The following is a 25,348-nucleotide window of genomic DNA, read 5'->3' as shown; positions in this document are numbered from 1 at the left end:
TTACTTCTTGGCCAGGTACTTGCGCAGGTCAAGGGCAACGGCGATGACGATGACAAGGCCCTGTGCAATGTAGGTGTAAGCGGGGTCGACGCCGAGGAACTGCAGGCAAATCTTCAGGACTTCAAAGACCAGAACGCCGACCAGAACGCCGGAGACCTTGCCAACGCCGCCGTTGGTGGAAACGCCGCCGATGGTGCAGGCTGCGATAGCTTCCAGCTCATAGCCGTTGCCGGTGTTGGTGGAAGCGCCGCCGGCCTTTGCGCCGACGAGGAAGCCGCCGAGAGCATACATGCAGGAGGCCAGGATGTAGATGCGGATCAGGGACGCGGTGACGTTGACACCGGCAACCTGAGCGGCGTTCTCGTTGCCGCCGATGGCGTACATGTACTTGCCGTGACGGGTCTTATTGTACAGGAACCAGAAGAAGATGCCGACGATCAGCGCAAAGATGGCCAGGAACGGGATGGGGCCCAGCGTGCCGCTGGCAACGGTCAGGTAGCTCTGCTTGTAACCGCCCATGGGCTGGTTGTTGGTGATGACGGAGCACAGGCCGTAAACGATGGTCTGCATGCCCAGCGTAGCGATGAAAGGAGGAACCTTCAGGAATGCGATAATGCAACCGTTGATGGCACCGAAGCAGGCCATGATTGCCATGACGATCAGCAGGGCCACGGGCCACGGAATATCGGGCAGCCAGGGCAGCATGCGGGCAGAGTAGTCAACGCTCTGCAGCAGCATGGCGGAGAAGCAGGCGGCCAGGCCGACCTGGCGGCCGGCGGACAGGTCAGTGCCCTTGGTAATCAGGCATCCCGAAACGCCGCAGGCGATGATGAAACGCGGGGCGACGTTCAGCAGCAGGTTTTTGCCGTTTGTCTCGGTAAAGAAGTTCTGGGTCGTGCAGCCGACGAAGAGGGCCAGCAAAATGATCAGAATAATGATCGCGTTATTGGACAGGAATTTTTTAAAGTCGAATTTTTTCTCCATTTTCGGATTCCTCCTTATTCAAACTGGGTAGCCAGCGTCATGATGTTCTCCTGGTTCGCCTTATCACCGTCGATAAAGCCGGTGCAGCGGCCATCGCACATGACCATGATGCGGTCAGACATGCCGATCAGCTCGCTCATTTCGGAGGAGATCATGATGATGCTCTTGCCCTGTTTGGCCATCTCGGCGATGATGCAGTAAATTTCATACTTTGCACCGACGTCGATGCCGCGGGTCGGCTCGTCCATGATGAAAACATCGGGGTCGTTGGCCAGCCAGCGGGCAATCAGCACCTTCTGCTGGTTACCGCCGGACAGCGATTGAATCTGCGTTTTGGAGGACGGCGTCTTGATGGACAGCTTGGCGACATTATCCTGCACGAGCTTTTCGATTTTGTTGTCGTCCAGCATGATGCCGCCGATCAGATACTTGTTCAGCGATGCAATGGAGACGTTATCCGCAATGGAAAGCACACCCAGAATACCGGTGGCGCGGCGATCCTCGGTCAGCATGGCGATGCCGTTTTTGATGGCGTCCTGCGGCTGGTTGATGGTCAGTTCCTTGCCCTTATAGGTGATGGTGCCCGATGTGTGGCAGCGCAGACCGAACAGACCCTCCATCAGCTCGGTGCGCTGGGCACCGACCAGACCCGCAACGCCGAGGATCTCGCCCTTGCGGACGTTGAAGTTGACGTGACGGAAGCTCTTGGGGTTGATGGACGTGAAGTCCTTGACCTCAAACACGACCTCACCGGGCGTATTCGAGCGCGGCGGGTAGAGGTTCGACAGCTCACGTCCGACCATCTTGGTGATGATCATATCGGTGGTCAGTTCCTTGGCCTCCCAGGTGCCGATGTACTGGCCGTCGCGCATGATCGTGACTTCGTCGCTGATGCGAAGAATTTCGTCCATCTTGTGGCTGATGTAGACGATGGAGACGCCCTTGGCGCGCAGCTCGTTCACGATGGTGAACAGTGCCTCGACCTCAGCTGCCGTCAGCGAGGAGGTCGGCTCGTCGAGGATCAGCACCTTGCAGTCTGCGGAGACCGCCTTGGCGATCTCAACCAGCTGCATCTGGGAAACGCTCAAGGTTCCGAGCTTTGCGTGCGGATCATAATTCAGATGGACTTCCTTCAGGACCTTGGCCGCATCCTCATACATTTTGTCATGGTCGATAACGGTGACGGGTCCGTATTTCTTGGTGGGATAGCGCCCAACGTAGATATTCTCGCCTATGGAGCGTTCCGGGATGGGCTGCAGTTCCTGGTGCACCATCGCAATGCCACGGTTCAGTGCATCAAGCGGGCCCTTGATCTGGACCTCCTGTCCCTCATAAATGACCTTGCCTTCGTCCATGTGGTAGATACCAAACATGCACTTCATCAAGGTAGACTTGCCCGCGCCGTTCTCTCCCATCAGCGCATGGACGGTGCCGGGTTTCAATTTCAGCTGTGCGTGATTCAGTGCCTTGACGCCGGGGAACGTCTTGACGACATCACACATCTCCAAGCGGTACTCTGACAATTCGCTGGCCCCCTTTAATCTTTTGTAACCTTTTCACGAAAAAAGGGTGCGTGCGCCTGCGCACACGCACCCCGATTGTTCTGGTTTAAGCTGTGGCTTTTGTCAAATTACTGGAAGTCCTTGACGTTGTCAGGGGTAACCTTGACGTAGTCAACGTAGACGCTCTGGTGGTTAGCCTCGAAGGTCTTGCCGCCCAGCAGCTCCTCCATGGAAGCAACAGCCTGCGTAGCCTGACCCTTAGCGTCGTTCAGAACAGTGCCGGTCATGTTGCCGTTGGCAACTTCGTTCTTGGCAGCGTCCAGAGCGTCAACACCGACGAGGTAGATGTCCTTGTTGACGGTACGGCCGGCAGCCTGAATAGCCTGCAGAGCGCCGATAGCCATGTCATCGTTGTTGCAGAAGACAACCTCGATCTGATCGCCGTACTTGGCAAGGTCGTTCTGGCAGATTTCCTGGCCCTTGTTACGATCCCAGTCACCGCGCTGCAGGTCAAGCTGCTCAACCTCAACGCCGGCATCGGTCAGAGCCTTGACGGAGTACTCGGTACGCAGCTGAGCATCGATATTCTCGGGGTCGCCCTGGATCATGATGTAGGAAACCTTGCCGTCGCCGTTGATGTCGCCCTTGTTCTCGGTGTCGAGGATCAGCTCGCCCTGGAAGGTGCCGGACTGAGCAGCGTCGCAGCCGACGTAGACCAGCTTGTCATAAGCGGACATCTGATCGGCGGTGGGCTCACGGTTGATCAGGACGGTGGGAACATCGGCACCCTTGACGGTGGAGATGATCTGGTCGGCAGCGGAAGTCATAACGGGGTTGATGATCAGTGCGTCAACACCCTGGGTGATGAAGGTGTTGATCTGCTCGTTCTGCTTGGCCTGGTCGTTGTTGCCGTCGACGATGGTGACCTCGTAGCCCTTGCCCTCGAGGATCTCCTGCAGAGCATTACGGTAGGTGGTCATGAAGGCATCGTCGAACTTGTAGATGCAGACGCCGACCTTACCGCCCTGAGTGGCCTCGGTAACGCTCTCGGCTGCGGACTCAGCTGCAGACTCTGCAGCAGAGGTGGACTCTGCGGGAGCCGTGGACTCCGAAGCAGCGGTGGAAGTGGAGGCGGAACCGCCGCAGGCGGCGAGAGAGACGGCCATGCAGCCTGCAAGGGCCAGAGCAGCAAACTTTTTCATAATGAGTTTCTCCTTCTTTTTTAGATATGCAGTAGATTTTCGGGCGGGTCGCTTGTAGAGGAGCGAACCCTGTTGACAGTTATTATAATACTCGGGGACAGGTGAAAAAACAAGGTGAAATTTCACCGACTATGGGTGGAAATTTTCACCGTTTAGGGCGGTTTCGCCAGTCGAAAGCGTTTGTTTTTGTGCAGAATGCGCAGTAAAAGTAACAAAAGGGTGCTTGTTGTTTTCATTTTGTAAGATTTTTGCGGGTGATGGAAAAATAAAAAAGCCCCTTCTCCGGCGTGGGAGAAGGGCTTTGGCGGTAGGTTCGTAGGGGCCTGGCTTCGGGGGTCATCCAAACGGGAACAGGGCCTTTTGCTTATCCATGGCAAACATATTTTCCCGGGTGATGGTGCGGGTGGCGGTGATGTTCGATTTTTCGACGCTGCTCCCCTGCCCGGCCAGCAGCTTATAGGCGCTTTCGACGCCGAAATAGCCCATGCCGTAGGTGTTCTGCACGATCAGCGTGTCCACCGTACCGGTCTGCAGGGCGTCAATCGTCTCGATGTTCGAGTCGAACGCCGCGAGCCAGAGGTCGTCGGCGCGCTGCATCTGCTGGACAGCCTGCGCCGCGCCGACGGCAGTCGTCTCGTTGAGGGCGATCAGCACATTGATCTCCGGGTGGGTGCGCAGCATGGCCAGCGTGTCCGCGCGGGCACTGGCGGCGTTGGGGTGTGTTGACACGGCGGCAGTGATCCTGGCGCGTCCGCTTTCCGCAAAAGCATCGCGCGCACCCTGCTCCCGGTCCCGCCCGTTGGCACCGTTGACCTCATAGTTGATAAGCCCGACGCAGAGCGCCCCTTCCATGCCGTCCAGTACGCTCTGGGCCACCATCCGGCCTGCGCCGTAGTTGTCCGCGCCGATGTAGGCCGCAACGTTGTCGGAGTTCACCGCGGAATCCACGCTGATGACCGTCACGCCCGCCGCGGCGGCGGCATCAATGGCAGCGGCGTTGGCCTCATAATCAATGGCGGAGAAAACGATAGCCTGTGCGCCGTCCTCAACGGCATCGGCAATCAGCTGGTTCTGCGCCGCATAGTCCTCCTCATCGTCGGGGGCCGTTATGGTCAATTGCAGGTTATATTCCGTGGCGGCGGCCTCTGCCCCGGTAAAGACGGCGTCCCAGAACTCGGAATCCCGATTGTTTTTGGCTATGAACGCGACCCTGTAGCGGGTCGTTGTGCTGTCCACGGGCTGCATGGCACAGCCTGCCAGCAGCACGGCCAGGGCCGCGGGCAGCAGACGTTTAATGGTTTTTGTCATAGTCGCCCTCCCTGTCCTCCGGCACGCGCGGGGTGCGGATCGTCACCGTTGTGCCCTCGTAGGGGGCGCTTTCAATGGAGATACCGTAGTCCGCGCCAAAGTAGATGCGCAGACGGTCATTGACATTCTTGACGCCGATGCCGGTGCGGTCACTCGGTTCATTCTGCAAGAGGGCCGCGACCTGCTCCGGCTCCATGCCGATGCCGTCGTCCGCGACGATGAGCAGAATATCATTCCCGTCGGGCTTTACGGTGATTTCAATGTGGCCGGAATCGACCATCAGATCCAGCCCGTGAACAATGGCGTTCTCGATGATGGGCTGCAGCGTGATCTTGTTGCACAGGCAGTGCAGGCAGCTCTCGTCCACCGTAAAGTGGTAGGTAAACTGGTTTTTGTAGCGGTATTTTTGAATTTGCAGATACGCCTCGGCATGCTGCAGCTCCTTTTCGATCGGGATCAGCTCATGCCCGCGGCTGATGCTGATGCGGAACAGCCGCGCCAGTGCATGGACCATCTGGACGGCATCGGCGTTTTTGCCGCGCTCACACATCCAGGCGATGGAATCCAGCGTATTGTAGAGAAAATGTGGGTTGATCTGCGCCTGCAGCGCCTTGAGCTCTGTCTTGCGCAGGACAATTTCCTCCTCGCGGACGGTGGTCATAAGCTGCTGGATGCGGCCCACCATGTGGCCGAAGGAGTCCGAGAGGTTCTGCACCTCCCGCGTGCCGCGCACGGCCTGAAAGGCGAAGTGGTCGGCGTCCTGCTCAAACTGCTCCATGGCTGTTTCGAGCTGCTGCAACGGGCGGGACAGCAGACGGGACAGCACCCAGCCCGCCACCAGCGCGGCAAGAAAAACAAGCCCCGCCGTGATAACCGTGATGCGCACCATCTGCCGGAAACTCTCATTGACGGTTTCGTCAATGTAGCTAACGCCGACGACGCGCCATGTGCTGCCCGGCACACGCTGTACGCTGTAGATGACCGTGTCCTCCACGTAGGTGCCGTCGCCGAGGCAGGCCAGACGCCCGGCCTCCTCCTTCTTTAACCCGGCATACAAAAGCTGCTGCTGCGGGTGGTAGACCATGTTGCCGCGCTCATCCATCAGGTAACAGTAGCCGTGCTGACCGATGCTGACGTTGTTGATCGTTGCGGCCAGCTCCTTGAAGCTCAAATCTACCGCAAGCCAACGGCTGCTGCCGCCGTCCCCCGGCACAGCGCGGATGACCGAGACGACCCACGGGTAGTAGCTGTCAAAGATCGACTCTACATGCGGCGTGCTGATGTAGCCATGTCCCAGGCGCCGGGCCGTGGTCAGGTCAAAGGAGAGGTTGCGCAGTATGTCAGATTTCGGCGTGCGGCCCGCCTGGGCCCAGCAGTCCAACAGACTGCCGCTTTCGTCGTAAGTCGTGATGGCCGCGACCTCGGGCCGGGCTGTCAGAAAGGCATTCAGAAATGCGTCCCGCATCGCAGGTTCACTGTCAAGCTGTTCCAGCACGATGCCGACGGCGCTGTCCATCGTGTTGACGTAGTTATCCACCGCGCCTGCGACCTGGCTGACGACCTGGGCACTGTTCGTGCGTGCGCCCTCCACAACAGCACTGCGGTAGCTGCGCAGAAACAGCGTGGTGCAGAGGATCAGCGCCGCCACGGCCACGCCGGAGATCAGCGCTGCCGCCAGGACTACGGTGCGGGGCGGGCGCTTCACGGCCGGGCCTCCCCCGCGGCGCGGGCGCGGCGCAGCGCCACAGGCGACGTACCGCTGTACTTTTTAAAGCAATAGCTGAAATAATGCTGATCGGTGTAGCCGCAGCGCCGGGCGATCTCCTGAATTTGCAGGTCGGTGGTCAGCAGCAGGGTCTGGGCAGTCTCCATGCGGCGGCGCACCAGAATGTTGATGAAGGTCTCCCCCTCCGATTTTTTGATACAGGCGCTCAGATGGTTGGGGCTGACGTCCAGCATAGCGGAGAGTGACGCAAGGGACAGATCCTCGTCCATGTAGTGCTGCTCAATGATCTCCAGTGCGCGTTCGCACAGGCTGCCGGTCTTGCGGGCGTCCGCCGTAAAGCTGACGCCGCCCTCGCCCTCCGCCGCCGCGCGCAGGGCCTCGATCGCCTGTTTGTAGGCATCGTTCAGGTCGCTGAATCGGGCAAATTCACGGCTGACGCCGACGCTGGCACTGCGTCCCAGGGCACGGTCCGCCAGCTGGCAGATCTCATCGGCCAGAATGTGCAGGTATTCTTCAAAGTCAGAGGGGTTGCCCAACAGCAAAGCCACGGCACGCCCGCAGCCATAAAATACGAAATGCCGCAGATATTTGTTGGCGCTCTGCTCCACCAGCTGGGTAAACCCGGCCTCATAGTCCACCGGGCCGTCCAGCGCCGCGGCCATCACCACCAGCGTGCTGCGGTCATCGGTGCCGCGCAGCAGACCGCAGTCTACCGCTGCCTGGCGCAGGCGCGTCTCCAGATTCTCGGGGGCATTTTCATAACGGGCCAGTACCAGCGGAATAATGAGCGCTGCGCGATCCGCATGGGCCGAGCCAGCCCGGCGCAGCCCGGCATAGCGGGCGTCGATCTTCTCGTGGATGGCCTTCAGCTCGGCGGCCAGGCCGTCCATCGTCAGCGGCTTGAGCATGTAGCTGATGATGTTGTACTGGATGGCCTGCTTGGCATACTCGAAATCGTCGAAGCCGCTCAAAAAGGCAATGTGCATCGCAGGGCGGATCTCGCGCACCTGCCGCGCCAGCTCGATGCCCGAGATGAACGGCATACGGATGTCGGTCAGCAGCAGGTCCGGCTCAAGCCGCTCGACAAGCTCGAGCGCGTCCAGCCCGTTGCTGGCATTTCCCACAAGGTGGAAGCCGAGCGCCTCCCAGGGGATCATTGTGCAGACGGCCTCGCGCAGCTCGTCCTCATCGTCAGCCACGACGACGGTGTAGATGTTTTTGTCAGCCATACGTCCTTTTCCTTTTTAGGGTGCGCCGTCACAGCCAGAACTGGACCAGGCGGCTCACATTTTCATACAGGGCAGGGTTCTGCCCCATCAGCTGCGGCTCCGCCGCAAAGTAAACACAGAAATTGTAGCAGACGCCCGCCAGCACGGCCAGCGGCAGCGCCGTGCGCAGAGCTTTGGTCAGCGCGGGGATGGGGCGGGCCTGCAGAACACTTTCCGCAAAGAGCCACGCCAGCGCCGCCGCCAGCAGCAGCGGGCCGAGCCAGTCGCTCTGGTAGCGGTAGAGCATTCCGGCCATCTGGCAGTCTACGACGGCCAGCGCAACCGTGCAGACGAGCACAAGCCGGATGACGGTGCGCAGGTCGCGGCGGCTGCCCAACCGGCGGCGGGCCAGCGGCAGCGCAGCCAGCCCCCACAGCAGCGGCAGGCAGGCGAACGCGCCGCCGTAGTACAACTCTGTAATGGTCAGGCCCATGTAGTTTGTCTGCATCCGCGTGGCAGTCAGGTACGGGAACACCGTCTGCACACCGGGAATGCCCGCGAGGAAGGTCACGGCTGCCGGGGCGATGCGCCCGACGGCAAAGCCGCGGCGGGTCATATCGTTGCTGGTCAGGTTGTAGTTGGCACCAAAGTCAAACGGCGAGCCGAACCGCGCGGCGTTGTACCACATAAGGCCGACGGCCACAAGCACAACGGGCAGGATAAACGCAGCGGCTTCCCCTGCGCCCCGGCGGGTGCACAGGTGCTTTTCCGTGATATAGTGCGGCCAGAGGATGGGCAGGGCCAGCACGGCAAAAAGCACCATCTGGGGGCGGCAGCCCGCGACCAGCGCCATGCAGAGAGAGCCAAACGCGAGGTGGAAAGTCAGCGCTTTACGGCGGTTTACCGGCGTGTTTGCGGCGCACAGCCACTGCCACAGTGCCCACAAAACGAACGCAGCACCGCAGAGGATCGCGTACTCATACACCGACGGGCGGTGGAGCAGATAGTAGATCTGTGTGCCCGAGGCCGCGCCCGCGGCGGTGAGCAGGTAGGCCGCGGCGCTTGCCTGCGGGAACCAGCGGTGCGCAGCCTGCTTCACAAAGCCAAAGACGGCAAGTATGTACAGCCAGGCAAGCAAAATCATCGGCAGTGCGGGCGGCAGGTCCCGGATGCCGGTCAGCGCCTCAAACGGAAGCTGGAACAGAAGGCAGGGCACGATTCCGAAATAGACGTAATAGCGTCCGTTATAGTAGGCCACATCCCATAGGGCATCGGGCGCGGCGGCCTGCCGGGCGGCGGTGTCGTAGGGGTTTTCCAGTTCAGCCATAGCGGCGGGCGGGTTCTTTTCAAGGTCAAGGCGGCCATTCAGCAGACTGTGCGCCAGCGCACCGTACTGGGCACCGGCGTTGGACGCCCAGTCGTTGATGTGCATGGTGAAGTCGATGCGGCTCGTACCCGACCAGTCGGGGGTGTTATAAAAGCTCGTGGCGACGCCCGCGTTGAAGCGGTCCCCGAAGGGCGCCAGGAACGCCGCCGCGCAGAGCGCCAGCCCCACGGCCAGCACTGCCGGGCGGTATTTTTTCTCATGGGTCAGGTAGGCGTCCTGCCACGCGGCACTGGCCGGGCGCAGGGCGAACGCCGCCAGCGCCAGTGCGAAGATGATTGCAAAGCGCAGGACGGAGAAATCCAGCGGGCGGCGGGCGTTGGCGTAAACCGTGGTCAACTGGGCATTGAGCGGGTAACTGCGGTACTCGCCAGTATAGCCCGACGCCGTCAGCGTCAGGGTGGACGCCTTGCCGGAGAGATCAAGGCTGTGGGTCTGGCTGCGGGCGGACGCGGGGGCGGCCTCCCAGTTCCAGCTCTGGCGGGAGACCGAGCTGGCCTCATCGGTGGCGGCAACATTGAGGGTCAGCAGAACGTTCTTCTGCTCCGGCGTGTCGCCGTCGGCCAGCGAGGTCAGGCCGTCGAGCTGCAAGTTGTATATTGCAAAGTCGAGGCCCGCAAATTCCAGCGTTGTCTGCTCATCGTTCAGCGTCAGCGGCGCGGCGGGGTCTGCGTCATTGACCAGATACGGGCGCAGGTCAACCGGCGTGTAGCTGTGGGTCGCCAGCCAGTTCAGATTGCCGACGAATAATTCTATTCCAAGGCTGGCGGCCAGCAGCAGTCCGACAGCCGCCGGGGTGCGGAGCTTTCGCGGCAGTGTGCCGCGCAGCCGGAAGCCGCAGACCACACCGCAGGCGATTGCCTGCATGATTAAAATCGCAGCCAGCCGGAAGGCGTCAAAGCCGACGGACAGCCCGGGCTTGGACCAGACGCAGACCGCCCACAGCCAGACCAGCGCCGACACCCCCGCCCCGGCGTACAGGTCCGCGCGGACGGAGGGGCGGTGATGGATACGGGCGGGCAGGAGTGTAAAGAGGGCTGCGAGGGCGAGAGAGATGAGGATGGTTAGAATCAGCATAAGGATAAATCCATTTTGAATTGTTGTTGTGCTGTAGGGGCCGCACATGTGCGGCCCGCGGCCTTACCGGAAATGCCGTTTTCCGTACAGTTGAGGGCCGGGCATGCCCGGCCCCTACAGCGCGGCGATTACATTTTCATTATATACCATTCCGCAGCGCGTTGTACAGCATTTCCGCTTTGGCATGGCTGATGCCCTTGACCTCCTCGAGATCGGAGATGGAGGCAGCCTTGACGGCGGCGACGGTCTTGAAGTGCGCCAGCAGCGCGGCGCTCGTCTTTTCACCGACGCCGGGAATGGCGGTCAGGGTGGCGGCGTAGGACTTTTTCTTCATTGCGCGCTTGCGGTAGTCGTTGGCGTAGCGGTGGGTCTCGTCCTGAATGTTCGTGACAAACGTAAAGATATTGCGGTGGCGGTTGATGGCGATCTCGCCGCCCTCGTCGTCCACAATGGCGCGGGTGCGGTGGTGGTCATCCTTGACCATGCCGAAGGTCGGCACATGCTCCAGCGCTGTGCCGCGCAGCGCCTGCCTGACCGCGCCGACCTGTCCCCTGCCGCCGTCGATGAGCAGCAGGTCGGGCAGCGTCGCAAACTGGTTCTGCGGGCCGTCCGGCTTCTCGCCGCGGCGGGCCATCTCGTACTCCGCCGCGCGGCGGGAGAGCGTCTCTGCCAGCGAGGCGTAGTCATCGGTGCCCGCGACGGTTTTCATCTTAAAGCGGCGGTAGCCTGCGCGGTGGGGCTTGCCGTCCTGAAAGACGACCATGCCGCAGACGCTCGACCCGTCGCCCCAGTTGGAAATATCGTAGCTTTCAATCACGCGGGGCGGCTTTTTCAGGCCCAGCACCTGCGCAGCCTCCTCAAGCAACTTTTCCTCGCGGGTATAGCGCCCGCTCTCGCGGCCCAGACGCTCGACAGCGTTTGTATAGGCCATCGTGACGAGCTTCGCGACGTCGCCGCGCTGGGGCACGTACAGCTCCACCTTCGTGCCGCGCGCCTGGTTCAGAGCTTCATTCAGTGCCTCCGCGTCGGGCGGCAGGGCGTCCACGGCAATCGTTTTAGGGATCGTCTCGCCGTCGAGGTAATACTGCGGCAGAAATTCCTCCCGCACGGCGTCGATGTCCGTCGTGTCGCGGAACAGGAATTCCCGCTTGTCGGTCAGGCGTCCGTCGCGGTAGCGCAGCACGGCGGCGCAGACCGCGTGGGTCGTGCCCGCCAGTGCGATGACGTCCATCTCGGTGTCGCTCTCCATGACGACCTTCTGCCCGGCTGCCACGCGGTCAATGGCCATGATCTGGTCGCGCAGCAGCGCCGCCGTCTCAAAGTCAAGCCGCTCCGACGCAGCCTCCATCTTCTCCCGCAGCTGCCTGACGATGTCCTTTTTGCCGTAGCGGATCATCCGCAGTGCACCCTGCACAGCGTCGTTGTAAGCAGCACAGGTGATTTTGCCGCTGCACACGGCCATGCACTTGCCGATGTGGGCGTTGAGGCAGGGGCGGCCCTTGCCGAAATCCTGCGGAAAGTTCTTATTGCACCGCGGCAGCAGGAAGCAGTCCTGCGCCGTTTCCACCATCTCCCGCACGGCAAACGACGAGGTGAACGGGCCGATGTAGTCGGCGTCGTCGTCATCCTTCTGCAGCGCGGCGGAGATGCGCGGCCAGGCCCCGCGCGTGACCTTGACATAGCTGTAGCCCTTGTCGTCTTTCAGCAAAATATTGTACTTCGGCGTATGGGCCTTGATCTGGCTGGCCTCGAGGACGAGCGCCTCAAATTCCGACTGACAGACAATAACGTCAAACGTGAAGGCGTGGGCGATCATCTGGCTGACCTTGGCGTCGTGGGGCACGCCCTCCCGGAAATACTGCGACACGCGGGTTTTCAGGCGCTTGGCCTTGCCGATATAGATGATCGTGTCCGACTTGTCCCGGATGATGTAGACGCCGGGCAGCAGCGGCAGCATACAGGCCTTTTTATAAAGTTCAGCTTTTGTCATGGGGTGTTGCCTTTCCTATACAAAAAAAGCGGCGGGTCGCCCCACCGCTGATTGTTCTGGAATAGATTACTCGGCAAAGCCGGAGCTGACCAGCTTGACCAGGCCGTCAACTGCAGCCTGCTCATCGGCGCCATCAGCAATGATGCGGATGGTGGTGCCGCCGACGATGCCCAGGCTCAGGACGCCGAGCAGAGACTTCGCATTGACGCGGCGCTCCTCCTTCTCGACCCAGATGGAAGACTTATACTCGTTCGCCTTCTGGATGAAGAAGGTAGCCGGACGTGCGTGCAGACCAACCTGATTCTCAACGGTAACTTCTTTAACGTACATAGTTATTCTCTCCTACTTTTGAAAATAATATGCCCCTGCGTATCTACCGTGGGCGACTTCCAGGCGGTCTATTGCGTGTTAATACGCCGCCTTGATTGCCTCTATTTTATCCTATTTAGTCGATTTTGTACAGTGGAAAATTGCAATTTTGGCAGGATTCTGTAATTCCGCCAAATCTTCGTTCTCTCGTTTGTGCAATATTGCCAGTTTATTTTCAACAGGATTGTGGATTGACGACAAAAACAACGGTCAGCCCCGATACTGCATCTCCAATTCCTCACAATATACCGCTGCAAAGGTGCCTTCCTCGGCGGGGTCGTAGCGGTGCAGCACTGTGCCCGTCAGCCGCCAGCCCATCCGCTTGTACAGTGCGATGGCGCGGGTGTTCGTGTTTAAGACTCCCATCGTCGGGTGGTCATGCTCCGGCAGTTTTTTGCGGGCAAAGTCCAGCATTTTCGCACCGTACCCCTTGCCGCGGGCAGCCTCGGTCACAAACAGATGGCCGATCTCGCCGGTTTTGTGGCAGACGCCGACCATACCGTCGGCAGCGTCCTTCGTGTAGTGCAGATAGAACGCCCAGCCGTTTTTTTTCTCGTCTGTCAGATCCGGCAGCCAGAAGTCCGGCGTCATTTTTTCGAGATATTCCTCGTCGCAGACCGGCGCACAGACCGTGCGGCGGCCCTCGGCCATGAGGGCAGCGCAGAGGGCGAGCTGTTCGTCATTTTTCACAAGGCGCATATTTTCGCCGCGCTTCCACTTGGGCAGCTCGGTCAGCGGGTGGCTCTCGCACCAGGCGTCGTACAAATCGGGGCGGCGCTCGCGGGTGCGCTCCCGGCTTTGGGCTCCGCGCCACTCGTCAATTTTTTTGTGGTCGCCGGTCAGCAGCACGGGCGGCACGGCGCGGCCCTCCCAGACCTCGGGGCGGGTAAACTGGGGGTATTCCAGCAGGCCGTCCCAATAGCTCTCGTCCTGATAGCCCTTTTCCTCGGCCAGGACGCCGGGCTGCAGGCGCAGGACGCTGTCGGCCACGACCAGACTTGCCAGCTCACCGCCGGTCAGCACATAGTCTCCGATGGAAATTTCCTCGTCGCCGAACGCATCGATGACGCGCTGGTCGATGCCCTCATAGTGGCCGCAGACCAGCGTCACCGCGTCATAGCCGGCCAGCTCGCGGGCCTTTTCCTCATTGTAGGGGCGGCCTGCGGCGGTCAGAAAGACGACGTGCGGCCTGGCTCTGCCCTGCGCAGCACACTGGGCCTGCACGGCGCGCAGGCAGTCGGCAATCGGCTGGGCGTAGAGCACCATGCCGCAGCCGCCGCCGTAGGGGTAGTCGTCGGTCTGCTTCTGCTTGTTTTTCGTATAGTCGCGGATCTGGTGGCAGTGCGCCTCAAACAGATTTTTGGCGCGGGCGCGGCCCAGGATGCTGGCCGAGAGAAAGCTGTCGCACAGCTCCGGAAAAAGCGTTACAATGTCAATGCGCATCGGTTCAGTCCTCGTCGCCGTTGACGGCCTCGGTGAACATGCCCTCGATGGGCGTCACCAGAATTTTGCGCGCCTCGATGTCGATATTTTTGACAAATTCCGGCACAGCGGGCAGCATGTGCTCCCCGCCAGCGGTGTCGGTGACGGTATAGATGTCCTGCGCGGCGGGGCGGTCCACGTTCGTCAGTCTGCCGTACACGCGGCCGGTTTCGGCATCGACGACCTCGCAGTCCAGCAGGTCGTCAATGAAGAAGCGGCCCTTGGGCAGGCGTGCGTCCGCCTTAGCCAGATAGTACACCCGGCCCACCTGGGCGCGGGCGGCGTCCATATCGTTGACGCCGTCGAGGCGCAGTAAAATCACATTGCCCTGAGCGCGCACGCCCAGCACGCGGGTCTCCCCTGCGCCGTCGGCGGTGGTGAACAGGCGCTTGAATTTTGCCAGAAACGCCGCACCGTCGCAGAGCGGCAGGGCTTTCATTTCGCCGCGCACACCGTGGGTGGACACGATCTTGCAGGCGGGAAGATAGTTTTGCATAGTTCCTCCTGATGTGTTGTAGAGGTCTGTTTGCGGCAGCGGAAACGCCCCGGGCGGATATAGAATCCACCCCTACGGTGTAGGACGGCATCTACCCGCGGAAGTCTCCGCTGCCGTAAGGCTGCAGCGGGCGAACAATGTTCGCCCCTACATTGAAAAAAGCACTTTACCCTGCGGCAAAGTGCTTTGTAACGGGTCTTAGTCGATCTCAACGATGACTTTCTCGCCCTGACGGACGGCAGCGGCACGCACGACAACGCGGATTGCCTTGGCGATACGGCCCTGCTTGCCGATGACGCGGCCCATATCGGCCTCGGCCACCTTGAGGTGGTACACAACAGTGCCGTCCTCACGCATGGGATCAACAGTCACCTGCACGGCCTCCTTGTCTTCGACAAGGCCGCGGGCAACGGCTAATAAGAGTTCCTGCATGTGGCGTTCCCTCCCTGAAAAGCGAACAAATTACAGAACAGCGGCCTTCTTCAGGATCTCACGGACGGTGTCAGTGGGCTGAGCGCCGTTGTCCAGCCACTGCTTAGCCTTCTCAGCGTCGATCTTGACGACAGAGGGCTCCTTGGTCGGATCGTAGTAGCCGATCTCCTCGATGAAGCGGCCATCACGAGCGAAGCGGCTGTCAGCGACAACAACGCGGTAGAAAGGAGCCTTCTTGGCGCCCATGCGGCGCAGACGAATCTTAACCATAGTAATATTCCTCCAAAAATTGTTTACGGCCCTTGCGGGGCATCTGATTTATATTGTACATCCCGTGGGCCGTAAAGCCGAGCGGGTCATACCGAAATTGTGTCAGCGGCCAAAGCCGCGGAAGCCGCCGCCCCTGCCGCCTAAGCTGCCCAGGCTGCGCATAAAGCCCTTGGGGTTGCGCTTGACCTTTTTCATCATCTTCTGCATCATCTCAAACTGGCGCAACAGCTTGTTGACGTCCTCCACCGTGGTGCCGGAGCCTGCTGCAATGCGGCGCTTGCGCTTGGGGTTGATGATGTCTGGCTTGGCGCGCTCTGCCGGGGTCATCGAGTAGATGATGGCCTCGATGCGGGGCAGTGCCTTTTCGTCGAGGGAATCAGCATCGATCTGGCCGCCGCCGGGCATCATGGCCAGCAGCGCCGACGCGCCGCCCATCTTTTTGACCTGCTGGAACTGAGCGAGCAAATCGTTCATGTCGAACTTGTTCTCCATCAGGCGCTTGGCGGCGGCCTCGGCCTCCTTGTCGTTCTGGAGCGTCTGCGCCTTCTCGATCAGGGAAAGCACATCGCCCATGCCAAGGATGCGGTTCGCCATCCGCGCCGGGTAGAACGGCTCCAGATCCTCGAGCTTCTCGCCCGTGCCCTGGAAGTAGATCGGCATGCCGGTGACGGCCAGCACCGAGAGTGCCGCACCGCCGCGGGTGTCGCCGTCGGTCTTGGTCAGGATGACGCCGCTGATACCGATCTTTTCATTAAAGGTCTTGGCCACGTTGACGGCTTCCTGACCGGCCATGGCGTCCACGACCAGCAGCGTTTCATCGACCTCGACAGCCTGCTTGATGCGCACCAGCTCATCCATGAGCTGGTCATCAATCTGCAGACGGCCTGCGGTATCGAGAATAACAATGTCATTGCCGTGATCCTTCGCGTAGGCAAGTGCCTTCTGCGCGATGATTTCGGGCTTTTCGGTGCCCAGCGTAAAGACCGGGACACCGGCCTGCTCACCGACGACCTTCAACTGCTCAATGGCGGCGGGGCGGTAAATATCGCAAGCGACCAGCAGCGGGCGGCGGCCCTGGCTGCGGTAATATTTGCCGAGCTTGGCGGCGTGGGTGGTCTTGCCGTTGCCCTGCAGGCCGCACATCATCAGCACGGTCTGGCCCTTGTTTTTCAGGCGCAGGTACTTCGGCTCGTTGCCGCCCATGAGGTTGGTCAGTTCTTCGTTGACGATCTTGACGACCTGCTGGGCGGGGGTCAGGCTCTCCATAACCTCCTGCCCCATGGCGCGTTCCGAGACCTGTGCGCAGAAGTCCTTGGCGACTTTATAGTTGACGTCGGCCTCGAGCAGGGCCATGCGCACCTCGCGCATCGCGGCCTTGATGTCGGCCTCGTTCAGCTTGCCCTTGCCGCGCAGCTTTTTGAAAACGCCATTCAAGCGCTCTGTTAAAGACTCAAAGGCCATCGGCATCCTCCTGCGTGTCCAAGCGGTGTAAAATCGTGAGCATCTCCGCGGTGTCGTTCGTGATCCGCGGGTCCGGCGTGAAGGAGCCGGAGTTCGAGCAGCGAATCTCTGTGACGAGCAGCCGCAGGCGGTCTAAGTCAGCCTGCATCCGGGTGTGGCGGCGGGCGTTGCCGAGCTTTTGCTCCAGCTCATCGAGCGCGGCCTCACCGTGCTTGATGGCGTCCCGCACCCCCTGCCGCGTGATGCCGAGGTTCTCGGCAATTTCGGCCAGGGACAGATCCTCATCATAGTATTCTGTCAGGATGACGCGCTGCTTGTCCGTCAGGACCGGACCGTAGAAGTCCAGCAGGACGGAGTAGGCAAGGTTTTTCTGCGGCTTGCCGGCCATGCCCGCGCCCCCTTTGCTGCTTGTGAAGGCCGTGTAAAGTATTTTTCTTTACATCAGCCTTTGAATTATAACAGGCGCAGGGAGAAAAGTCAAGGGGTCCGGGCGGATTTTGTGCCGATTTCCTGCGATTTTTTGAGGAAATCCGCGGACCTTCCGCAGCGGCCCCTACAACATTGCCCCACAATATTTTGCCAGACCCGTGGCAAACCCTGCCGAACTATGCTATAATAAGAATACTTTTGTTTACGGAAAGTGAGGTGCCCCGCCATGCCCATCCTGCACAGCTATTATCAGGACGTCTACCGCTGCCCCATCGTGCGGCTGGACGGCTATTCCGCGCAGCACGGGCTGAGTACCGGCATCCTCGCGTATCTCGATTTCGGCGGCGCGACGGGTTCCTCCAAGGACGGCCTGGCCGAGACGATGCTTGCCTTTGCCACCGAGCGCGGCACGCTGCAGCCCGGCATGCCTGTGGTGGAGGCCAGCTCCGGCAGCTTCGGCGCGGCACTGGCCGTCAGCTGTGCCACAACGGGGCACCCCTGCATCCTGGTCGTACCCAGCAACCTGCCCATTGCCCAGCGCAAGCGGCTGCAGGACCTGGGTGCGCATATCATCGCCTGCAGCAGCAGCGGGCGCCGCGCCATGGAGCGCGTGGCCGAGGACACCGCCAAGCGCTACGGCGGATATTACACCCACTATTTTTCCAACGACGACAACCCCGAGTACCACCGCCGCGTGACGGGGCCGCAGATTTATAAAAACGCAGGGGATGCCATAGACGCCATCGTCATCGGCGTGGGCAGCGGCGGCACGATCACCGGCGTGGCCGAGTACATCAAGGCATGGAACAGCATGGTGCGCATCGTCGCCGTGGAGCCTGCCGAGTGTGCCGCCATCTCGGGCGGGTTCATCGGCCAGCACGGCATTTCGGGCATCGGGCCGGGCTTTGTGCCGGAGAACTACAACCCTTATGTCGTGGACACCGTATTGACCGTGACCACCGCCGACGCCGAGCGCGCCGCGCGGGAGGTGCTGTTCTTTGACGGCGTGCCCGCCTGCACCAGCGCCGGGGCGACGCTTGCCGCTGCCGTGCAGCTGCTGGGCATGGGCAAGGCCAAACGCCCCCTGTGCGTCTTTGCCGGGCGGCATATCTACGGATAAATTTGTAAAATTTGCGCGAACGCCCCGCACCGTATTTCCCGGTGCGGGGCGTTATGCTATACTGGTATTATAAAAAGGAAGGGCGGTGTGTGACCGTGAAAAGATCTTTGTTTCCCGTTTTGTCGATGCTTTTTTTGACAGGCTGTGCCGCCGGGGCGGTTTCCTCGGCGGCTGTGCCATCCACGGCTGCCCCTCTGCCCGGAACTGCGGAGACTGCCGGAACCGCCGAGGCCGCGGCGACGGCCGCACCCACCGCTGACGCTGTGCAGCCGCCGCAGGGACTCGTGGAGACCGGCGCGGCGGTGCTGGACTACGATGAGATACGGCTGATCGACTATTTTCGCGAATATCAGCCCTACCCCGACACCGATTACTATACGATGTGCAGGGACGGCAAGTGGGGGCTGATGCGCAGCGACGGCACCGAGGTACTGCCCTGCCGCGCGTCCGAGCCGCTTTTTGAATGCAGCTGGAACGCCCACCATTGGCACGGGTATCTGGACGACCTGTTCGGCTCACCGGACTATGAAGCCGCGTATAAAGCAGCCTCACAAACGCTGACAGAGAGCGGCGACGGACGCCTTTGTGCAGAACACGACGGCGGCGGCTACCGGCAGTTTGTCTTTTTGCAGGACGATAAAACCTACCTGTACAGCGGCAGCATGGGGCCGGGCCAGTTCATTACGCTCACCGACGACATCCTGCAGCTGTTCAGCGGCAGCACCAACGGCCCTGTGCCCGCGCAGAATGGCACCACCACGCACGAAAGCGACGAATGGTACAACTTCGTCGGCGACGGGCTGTACGTGTATCGCTGCAGGAACAGCGGTGCAGCCAACAATTTTGTATACACCGCGGCTGACTGCTTCTTTGACGCGCCGCTGGCCGCCGCCCAGCGCGAGGGCAAATGGGTGTACCTGGACACAGCGGGCCATGAAGTGACCGCCCCCTGCTACGACGGCATATACCGGCCCAACCACTATACAGACGAGCCGCTGGTCTTTGCCCGCGCCGCGCCGCTGCTGAGCGGCTATGCAGTCGTCAGCCGGGACGGAAAGTTCGGTCTGCTGGACAACACCGGCGTAGAGCTTGTGCCCTGCGTCTACGACGGCCTTGCGTGGGACGGCGGCACGGCCTGGGTCAAGCTGGCCGACGGCTGGCACGAGTACACAATTCCCGGCGTAACAAAGCCCGACCCGCTGGCCGACCTGCCCGACAGCGTTACAGCCCCCGACACCTACCCCGCGCGGACGGACGCGGTGTTTTTCATGGCGGATGCCAACAGCACCAACCGCCTGAATCTGCGCGCTGGCCCCGGGCTTGAGTACGACATCCTCGGCAAAATTTCTTCCTCCACCCTGCGCGTGTACGGGTATTCCTCCGCCGCCCCCGGCTGGGCACTGGTGCGGTATGACCCGCTGTACGATGTGCCGCAGTTTGGCTGGGTCAGTACGGCGTATTTGATTTCAGCGGAATAATAAAGGCGGTGTGCTGCTATGAAGCTTTGGCTCTGCATTCTGTCTGCCCTGCTGTTGGCGGGCTGTACCGCCGGGACGGATGTGCCCGGCAGCGTAACGCCCACTGCTGTACCCACCCCCGCCGCTACGGAGACCGGGGAAACAGCCGAGGTCGCGGCGACGCCCGCACCCACAGCTGACGCCGTGCCGCCGCAGGGACTCGTGGAAACCGGCGCGGCGGTGCTGGACTACGATGAGATACGGCTCCTCCGCTATTCTCGGGAATTGCAGTCCTACCCCGAGGTCGAATACTACACGATGTGCAAGGACGGCAAGTGGGGCCTGATGCGCAGCGACGGCAGTGAGGTTCTGCCCTGCCGCGCGCCGGAGCCGCTGTTTGAATGTGGTCTCGGCAACCGCCATTGGCACGACTACACAAACGGTCTTTCGTGGGAGGCTGCCGACGCGCTGCGAAAGGAATATGCCCGTCAGCTGCAAGCCTGCGGCGATGGTGTGATCTGTGACGGGCACGACGGCGACGGCTATCTGGAATTTGTCTATTTGCAGGAGCATACTGTGTCCATATACAGCGGCAGCCTCGGCCCGGGCGAGTTCAGCGCCCCGACAGAGGATGATCTGCTGCGGTACAGCGGCAGCGCCAACGGCCCTGTGCCCACCTGCGGCGGTACAATACACCGCGAGAGCGACGACTGGTATTATTTTGTCAGCGATGGGCAATACGCCTACCGTTATAAAGACGGCACTGCCGCCAACGATTCCATTTATACAGCCGCAGATTTTTTCTTTGATGCACCGCTGGCCCCCGCCCAGCGCGACGGCAAATGGGTATATCTGGACACTGCCGGGCGCGAGGTAACAGAACCCTGCTATGACAGCGTCTATGCCCCAGACTATTACACAGAGGAACCCCTGGTCTACCGCCGCGCCGCCCCGCTGCTAAACGGCTATGCGCCGGTGAGCCGGGACGGAAAGTTCGGTCTGCTGGATTCCACGGGAGCAGAATTTGTCCCCTGCGCGTATGACGGCCTTGTGTGGGACGGCGGCACGGCCTGGGTCAGGCTGGGCGACGGCTGGCACGAATATTCTATTCCCGGCGTGACGAAGCCCGACCCGCTGGACGACCTGCCGGAAAGCATTGTCGCACCCGACACGCGGCCCACACGGACGGATATTGTATTTTTCTCGGTGGATACTGCCGGTGAGCGTCTAAACGTGCGTACCGGGCCGGGGCTGGAATACGACATTCTCGACAAGCTTTCCGATTCCGCGCAGGTGCGCCTGTACGGCGCTCTGAGCACTGCCCCCGGCTGGGCGCTTGTCAAATACGGACGTAAATTTGGCTGGGTCAGTCAGGATTTTCTGGTTTTGGGACATTAAAATGAAAACGCCCCGGACACGCGATGTGTCCGGGGCTGTTGCTTTGCGGTGGTCGGTTTGCATCGGGCAACCGCACAGTTCTCTCCCCCACCGCCTGCGGGCGGAGCCCCCTCGCAGAGGGGGCCAAGGGGTGAACGCACCTTTTTCGGCAGTCTGACGGAAGAGACGAATCTCTCCCTTACTTCTTTTTGCGCGCTGTGCGCTTTGCCGTTCTTCGCGGCGCAGGCTTTTTGACCGGCTTCGGTACAGGCTTCACACGGACAAACTGGATGGGGTTGCCGTTTGCCAGAATGCGCTCCTCGACCTCGAGCTCCGGCAGGGATGCCAGGAATTTGTTCAGGCTCTTGGAGCCGAAGTTGCGCACGTCAAAGTCCGGGTAGCGCTTGATGAGCTGGTCACCGACGCGGGAGGTGCGCACCCAGCCCGTGCCGTCGTCCATTTCATCAATAAGGCCGTGGATGATGCGGCCAATGGAATCGCGGTTGATGGCCGTGTCGTCCCCGGCGTTGGCGCGGGCGGCGGCCTCGGCGGCGGGGGCTGCGGGCGCGGTGTCGTCGGTCTCACCGTGGTCGAGGATCAGATCCAGGTATTTGAACTGGTCGCACGCCTTGACGAAGGGGCCGAGCGCTTTGCTCTCGCCCATACCGATGACGAGTTTTCCGGCTTCACGCAGACGGGCGGCCAGCCGCGTAAAGTCGCTGTCCGACGAGACGATGCAGAAGCCGTCCAGATTGCCGCCGTAGAGCAGGTCCATGGCGTCAATGATCATGGCGGAGTCCGTCGCGTTTTTGCCCGTCGTATAGCTATACTGCTGGATGGGGATGATGGAGTTGTTCAAAAGCGCGTCCTTCCAGCTCTTGAGACGCACATCCGACCAGTCACCGTAGATGCGCTTGCAGGCGGCCACGCCGAAGGTCGCGGCCTCGTCAAGAATGACCTTGACATACTTGGGCGAAATGTTGTCCGCATCAATGAGGATCGCAAGTTTCAGGTCTTCCATCGCTTACTTCCTCTCGCGCTTGGGCTGCTCAAAGTACATATAGAGCTGGCACGGGATCATGCCGTTGTAAATTTTGCGGCGGCGCGCGGCCTTTTTGCCAAAGTGCTGCTCAAACTCGGCGTCCGCGGTGATGGCATAGAGCCCCTGCGCGGGGTGCGCCTGCCAGACCTGGCCCAGCGTTCTGGCAAGGCTGGCGGCCTCGGATGCGTCGCCGAGGCGCTCGCCGTAGGGCGGGTTCGTCAGGACGGTGGCATTGTCGAGTGCACGGAATTCCCTGACGTCGGCGACCTCAAAGCGGCAGCGGTCCCCCACGCCCGCCAGCTTGGCGTTCGCGTTGGCCAGTGCCACGGCGGCGGGGTCAATGTCGTAGCCGATGCCCTCGAACGCAGCGTCCTTGCGCACCTCGTCCAGGGCCTTCTGGCGCTGCTCTGCCCAGATGTCGGCGGGCACAAAGTCGAAGTGCTCGGCGGCAAAGCGGCGGCGCAGACCGGGGGCCAGGTTCAGCGCCTTCTGGGCAGCCTCGATGACCAGCGTGCCGGAGCCGCAGAACGGGTCCTGCACGAGGGAGTCGCGGCGCACGCGGCCCAGGTCAGCAATGGCGGCGGCCAGCGTCTCCTTGATGGGGGCCAGCGTCGCGTTTTTGCGGTAGCCGCGCTTGTGCAGGCCGTCGCCGGAGGTGTCGAGGTAAATTTCCACGGTGTCCTTGCGCAGGGCAAAGCGCACCTTGTACAGTGCGCCGTCCTCGGGCAGGGTGCCGACCTTGTGGCCGTGCATCAGGCGCTTGACGATGGCCTTTTTGACGATGCTCTGGCAGGCGGGCACGCTGGACAGCTGGCTGGACAGGCTCGAGCCCTTGACCGGGAACGCCGCATTGGCGGGCAGCAGGTCCTCCCACGCGATGTTGTAGCAGCCGTCGAACAGCTCGTCAAACGTCGTGGCCTTGTAGGTAGCCAGCAGCAGCAGGACGCGCTCCGCCGTGCGCAGGTTCAGGTTGGCGGCGGCGATAACGTCCGCCCCGCCCTGGAACGCCACGCGGCCATCGGTGACCTGGATGTTCTGTGCGCCCAGACGCTTGACCTCAAAATTCAGCGTCGACTCCGTGCCGAAAAAGCAGGGCGCGACCATGGTATAAAGTGTAGACATAGGTGTCCTTTCTTATTGATGTGCCGGTTATTTTGTAGGGGCGAGCATTGCTCGCCCGCGGGCGGTCAATGACCTCCCCCTACATTCTAAAATTGCAAAAAGACCCCAGCCCGGCGGCTGACAGCCGTCAGGATAGGGCCGTTCGTACTGTGGTTTCTGCGGCCAAATCAGCCGCGGCGGCGGGAATATCCACCGCGATGGTTCTCCGTCACGCGCTTGAGGTCTGCGATCTTCTCCTCACTGCGGGTCTTGTAACGGGCCATCATGTCCTCAAAGCTCATCTCGCCTTGGGGGGCGGCGGGCTTGGGCTGCCACACGCGGGGCTTTTCCTCGCGCTTGGGGCGCGGGGCCGGGCGGCGATCACCGCCGTTGCCGCTGCGCTCACCGTGCGGCTGGCGCGGTGCGCGTTCCGGTGCGGGCTGGGTGCGCTTAATGGACAAGGCGATCTTGCCGTCCGGTGCGATGGAAAGCACCTTGACGGAAACCGTCTGCCCGTCGCTCAACACAGCAGAAAGATCCTGCACAAACTCGTAAGAAACCTCGGAGATGTGGACAAGACCGGTCTTGCCCTCCGGCAGAGAAACGAACGCGCCGAACGGCTTGATACCAGTGACCTTGCCCTCGACAATATCCCCAACTTGTAATGCCAAACTATGATACCCCTTTAAAATGTAATTTATTACAGGGGGCTGCCGCAAAGCTTCCCCGCTGAAAACGATGTTATTTGCCGCTGATGTCCACAAAGACGCGCTCATTGGGCTTGGCGTAGCCCTGCTCCCGGGCGTAGCGCTCAATGATGGCGTCCTCACCCTGGTCGAGCGTGCCGGACAGCTCGGCATTTTCCGTGACCTGTGCCGCCAGCTGGTTCTTCAGCGATTGCAGCTCCTGCTGCTTGGCCGCGATGGAGACCTGGTTCCTGACCAGCCCTACAAACATAGCGGCGCTTACGATGACCAGCACCGGAAGTACGACCCACTGCACCAGAAACTGGGTGCGGGACAGCCCGCTGCGTTTTCTCATCTGGGATGCCCCCTTCCAAGACATGCACATTACTACGTATGGCTAATTATATAATACTTTCGACGGTTTTTGCAACCGTTTTTCGGCGGATTTTTTGATTTTAGCAGATTTTTTTGCTTTGCGGCAGGCGCGGCGGCGGCTTTGGGCCGCTTGTAAGCGCATTTGTGCGGGCCTGACGAGCATTTTGTGTACAAGCCGCAGCGGTCTGCACGCCAGCTCCGCCAGTGCTGCCGCCGCGCGGTGCACGGCAGGCTGCACCGCCCACCGCCAGCTGACGGCCCCCAGCAGCACGGCGGCGCTCATATACCAGCGGGCCAGACCGCCCGCGCTGGCCCCGGCGGCAAACCCGCAGACGAGCACCGCCGCCGCGGCAAACACGGCTATGTCCCGGAAAAAGCACCGCACCGGCCCCTCCCCGAGTGCCAGCCGCACAGCATCCCGCGCGGCCCCGAGCAGGCAGCCGAGCCCTAAGCACCACAGCACATCCCCCAGCACGGCCCACGGCGCGGGCGACGGGGCCATTTACCGAAAGAGCCGCGCCAGCAGACTGCCGCCGGACTGCTGGTTCTCGGCATACTGCAGGTATTCGATCTTACCGGAAAGCTGCACTTGGCCGCTCTGGGTGGAAAGCTCACCGATCTGCAGTTCCTGCCCGCCGACGGTCAGGTTGCCGAGCGGCGTTTCCAGCACAGCGGCGTTTTCGTCGCAGCTGATGACCCGGATGACGCCGGTCACAGCCAGATGGCGGCGGTCCTTCAGCGCCAGGCCGTGACTTTTCGGCTGGGGCTGGGCGGTGTCAACCGCGCGGGGTGTGCGCGACTCCAATTTTGTTTCCGGCATGGCGGTTCCTCCCCTGCTTGTTTACAATGGTAATGTATGCAGGCGGAGGG

Annotated in this window: 24 protein-coding genes; 3 read left to right on the top strand and 21 right to left on the bottom strand. The window is 61.2% G+C overall.

Features of this window, described 5'->3' with window-relative positions; genetic code table 11:
- From B5D32_RS05280 to B5D32_RS05210, 15 genes are all read right to left on the bottom strand, one after another.
- The gene (locus B5D32_RS05280) at positions 1-984 is read right to left on the bottom strand and encodes an ABC transporter permease subunit (RefSeq protein ID WP_078784058.1); all 984 of its coding nucleotides are present in this window, start codon (positions 982-984) and stop codon (positions 1-3) included.
- Between the two features lie 14 nt (positions 985-998).
- The gene (locus B5D32_RS05275) at positions 999-2,507 is read right to left on the bottom strand and encodes a sugar ABC transporter ATP-binding protein (protein ID WP_078784057.1); all 1,509 of its coding nucleotides are present in this window, start codon (positions 2,505-2,507) and stop codon (positions 999-1,001) included.
- A 107-nt stretch (positions 2,508-2,614) separates the two neighbouring features.
- Positions 2,615-3,688, bottom strand: a complete 1,074-nt coding sequence (locus B5D32_RS05270; RefSeq protein ID WP_078784056.1) for a galactose ABC transporter substrate-binding protein — start codon at positions 3,686-3,688, stop codon at positions 2,615-2,617.
- 336 nt (positions 3,689-4,024) lie between these two features.
- Positions 4,025-4,996 (bottom strand): substrate-binding domain-containing protein, encoded by a 972-nt coding sequence (locus tag B5D32_RS05265; RefSeq protein ID WP_078784055.1) that lies wholly within the window; start codon positions 4,994-4,996, stop codon positions 4,025-4,027.
- A complete protein-coding gene (locus B5D32_RS05260; protein WP_078784054.1) occupies positions 4,980-6,701 on the bottom strand; it encodes a cache domain-containing sensor histidine kinase in 1,722 nt (573 codons plus the stop codon). The genes B5D32_RS05265 and B5D32_RS05260 overlap by 17 nt, the downstream gene beginning before the upstream one ends.
- Positions 6,698-7,951 carry a response regulator gene (locus B5D32_RS05255; RefSeq protein ID WP_078784053.1) on the bottom strand — a complete coding sequence of 418 codons (1,254 nt, stop codon included), beginning with the start codon at positions 7,949-7,951 and terminating at the stop codon, positions 6,698-6,700. Before B5D32_RS05255 ends, B5D32_RS05260 begins: the two co-directional genes overlap by 4 nt.
- Before the next feature lie 28 nt (positions 7,952-7,979).
- The gene (locus tag B5D32_RS05250) at positions 7,980-10,391 is read right to left on the bottom strand and encodes a hypothetical protein (RefSeq protein ID WP_078784052.1); all 2,412 of its coding nucleotides are present in this window, start codon (positions 10,389-10,391) and stop codon (positions 7,980-7,982) included.
- Positions 10,392-10,530: 139 nt separating this feature from the next.
- Positions 10,531-12,381, bottom strand: coding sequence for an excinuclease ABC subunit UvrC (gene uvrC / locus B5D32_RS05245; protein ID WP_078784051.1), 1,851 nt, complete (start codon positions 12,379-12,381; stop codon positions 10,531-10,533).
- Positions 12,382-12,447: 66 nt separating this feature from the next.
- Positions 12,448-12,711, bottom strand: a complete 264-nt coding sequence (locus B5D32_RS05240) for an HPr family phosphocarrier protein (RefSeq protein WP_007046747.1) — start codon at positions 12,709-12,711, stop codon at positions 12,448-12,450.
- Positions 12,712-12,960: 249 nt separating this feature from the next.
- On the bottom strand, positions 12,961-14,193 hold the full coding sequence (trmD, locus tag B5D32_RS05235; protein WP_078784050.1) for a tRNA (guanosine(37)-N1)-methyltransferase TrmD: 1,233 nt from the start codon (positions 14,191-14,193) through the stop codon (positions 12,961-12,963).
- A gap of 4 nt (positions 14,194-14,197) precedes the next feature.
- Positions 14,198-14,728: a ribosome maturation factor RimM gene (rimM, locus tag B5D32_RS05230; protein ID WP_078784049.1), complete on the bottom strand. Its 531-nt coding sequence runs from the start codon at positions 14,726-14,728 to the stop codon at positions 14,198-14,200.
- Positions 14,729-14,926: 198 nt separating this feature from the next.
- Entirely contained in the window at positions 14,927-15,160 is a 234-nt protein-coding gene (locus B5D32_RS05225) for a KH domain-containing protein (protein WP_078784048.1), read from the bottom strand.
- 30 nt (positions 15,161-15,190) lie between these two features.
- The gene (gene rpsP / locus B5D32_RS05220; protein WP_078784047.1) at positions 15,191-15,430 is read right to left on the bottom strand and encodes a 30S ribosomal protein S16; all 240 of its coding nucleotides are present in this window, start codon (positions 15,428-15,430) and stop codon (positions 15,191-15,193) included.
- Positions 15,431-15,532: 102 nt separating this feature from the next.
- On the bottom strand, positions 15,533-16,891 hold the full coding sequence (gene ffh / locus B5D32_RS05215; protein WP_078784046.1) for a signal recognition particle protein: 1,359 nt from the start codon (positions 16,889-16,891) through the stop codon (positions 15,533-15,535).
- Positions 16,881-17,279 (bottom strand): sigma factor-like helix-turn-helix DNA-binding protein, encoded by a 399-nt coding sequence (locus B5D32_RS05210; RefSeq protein ID WP_078784045.1) that lies wholly within the window; start codon positions 17,277-17,279, stop codon positions 16,881-16,883. The genes ffh and B5D32_RS05210 overlap by 11 nt, the downstream gene beginning before the upstream one ends.
- Positions 17,280-17,546: 267 nt before the next feature.
- On the opposite strand from B5D32_RS05210, the gene B5D32_RS05205 reads away from it, so the two are divergent.
- The 3 genes from B5D32_RS05205 to B5D32_RS05195 all read left to right on the top strand — a co-directional run bounded on the left by B5D32_RS05205 (position 17,547) and on the right by B5D32_RS05195 (position 21,295).
- Positions 17,547-18,440, top strand: coding sequence for a PLP-dependent cysteine synthase family protein (locus tag B5D32_RS05205; protein WP_078784044.1), 894 nt, complete (start codon positions 17,547-17,549; stop codon positions 18,438-18,440).
- 89 nt (positions 18,441-18,529) lie between these two features.
- Positions 18,530-19,918 (top strand): SH3 domain-containing protein, encoded by a 1,389-nt coding sequence (locus tag B5D32_RS05200; RefSeq protein ID WP_078784043.1) that lies wholly within the window; start codon positions 18,530-18,532, stop codon positions 19,916-19,918.
- Between the two features lie 18 nt (positions 19,919-19,936).
- Positions 19,937-21,295, top strand: coding sequence for an SH3 domain-containing protein (locus B5D32_RS05195; RefSeq protein ID WP_078784042.1), 1,359 nt, complete (start codon positions 19,937-19,939; stop codon positions 21,293-21,295).
- Positions 21,296-21,473: 178 nt separating this feature from the next.
- On the opposite strand, the gene B5D32_RS05190 is transcribed toward B5D32_RS05195, so the two are convergent.
- From B5D32_RS05190 to B5D32_RS05165, 6 genes are all read right to left on the bottom strand, one after another.
- Positions 21,474-22,295: an NYN domain-containing protein gene (locus tag B5D32_RS05190; protein ID WP_078784041.1), complete on the bottom strand. Its 822-nt coding sequence runs from the start codon at positions 22,293-22,295 to the stop codon at positions 21,474-21,476.
- A gap of 3 nt (positions 22,296-22,298) precedes the next feature.
- Complete coding sequence (locus B5D32_RS05185; protein WP_078784040.1) at positions 22,299-23,438, bottom strand: THUMP domain-containing class I SAM-dependent RNA methyltransferase; 1,140 nt, start codon at positions 23,436-23,438, stop codon at positions 22,299-22,301.
- 167 nt (positions 23,439-23,605) lie between these two features.
- Entirely contained in the window at positions 23,606-24,088 is a 483-nt protein-coding gene (locus tag B5D32_RS05180; protein WP_078784039.1) for a S1 RNA-binding domain-containing protein, read from the bottom strand.
- Positions 24,089-24,158: 70 nt separating this feature from the next.
- Entirely contained in the window at positions 24,159-24,458 is a 300-nt protein-coding gene (locus tag B5D32_RS05175) for an FtsB family cell division protein (RefSeq protein WP_159446990.1), read from the bottom strand.
- Positions 24,459-24,500: 42 nt separating this feature from the next.
- Positions 24,501-24,980 (bottom strand): hypothetical protein, encoded by a 480-nt coding sequence (locus B5D32_RS05170; protein WP_078784037.1) that lies wholly within the window; start codon positions 24,978-24,980, stop codon positions 24,501-24,503.
- Positions 24,981-25,298 (bottom strand): YabP/YqfC family sporulation protein, encoded by a 318-nt coding sequence (locus B5D32_RS05165; RefSeq protein WP_078784036.1) that lies wholly within the window; start codon positions 25,296-25,298, stop codon positions 24,981-24,983.
- Between the last annotated feature and the right edge of the window lie 50 nt (positions 25,299-25,348).

It is taken from the genome of Gemmiger formicilis, from assembly GCF_900167555.1.
GTDB classification, from domain to species: Bacteria; Bacillota; Clostridia; order Oscillospirales; family Ruminococcaceae; genus Gemmiger; species Gemmiger formicilis.
The sequence above is the reverse complement of the archived record's forward strand: the minus strand, read 5'-3'. Positions and strand labels throughout refer to the sequence as shown.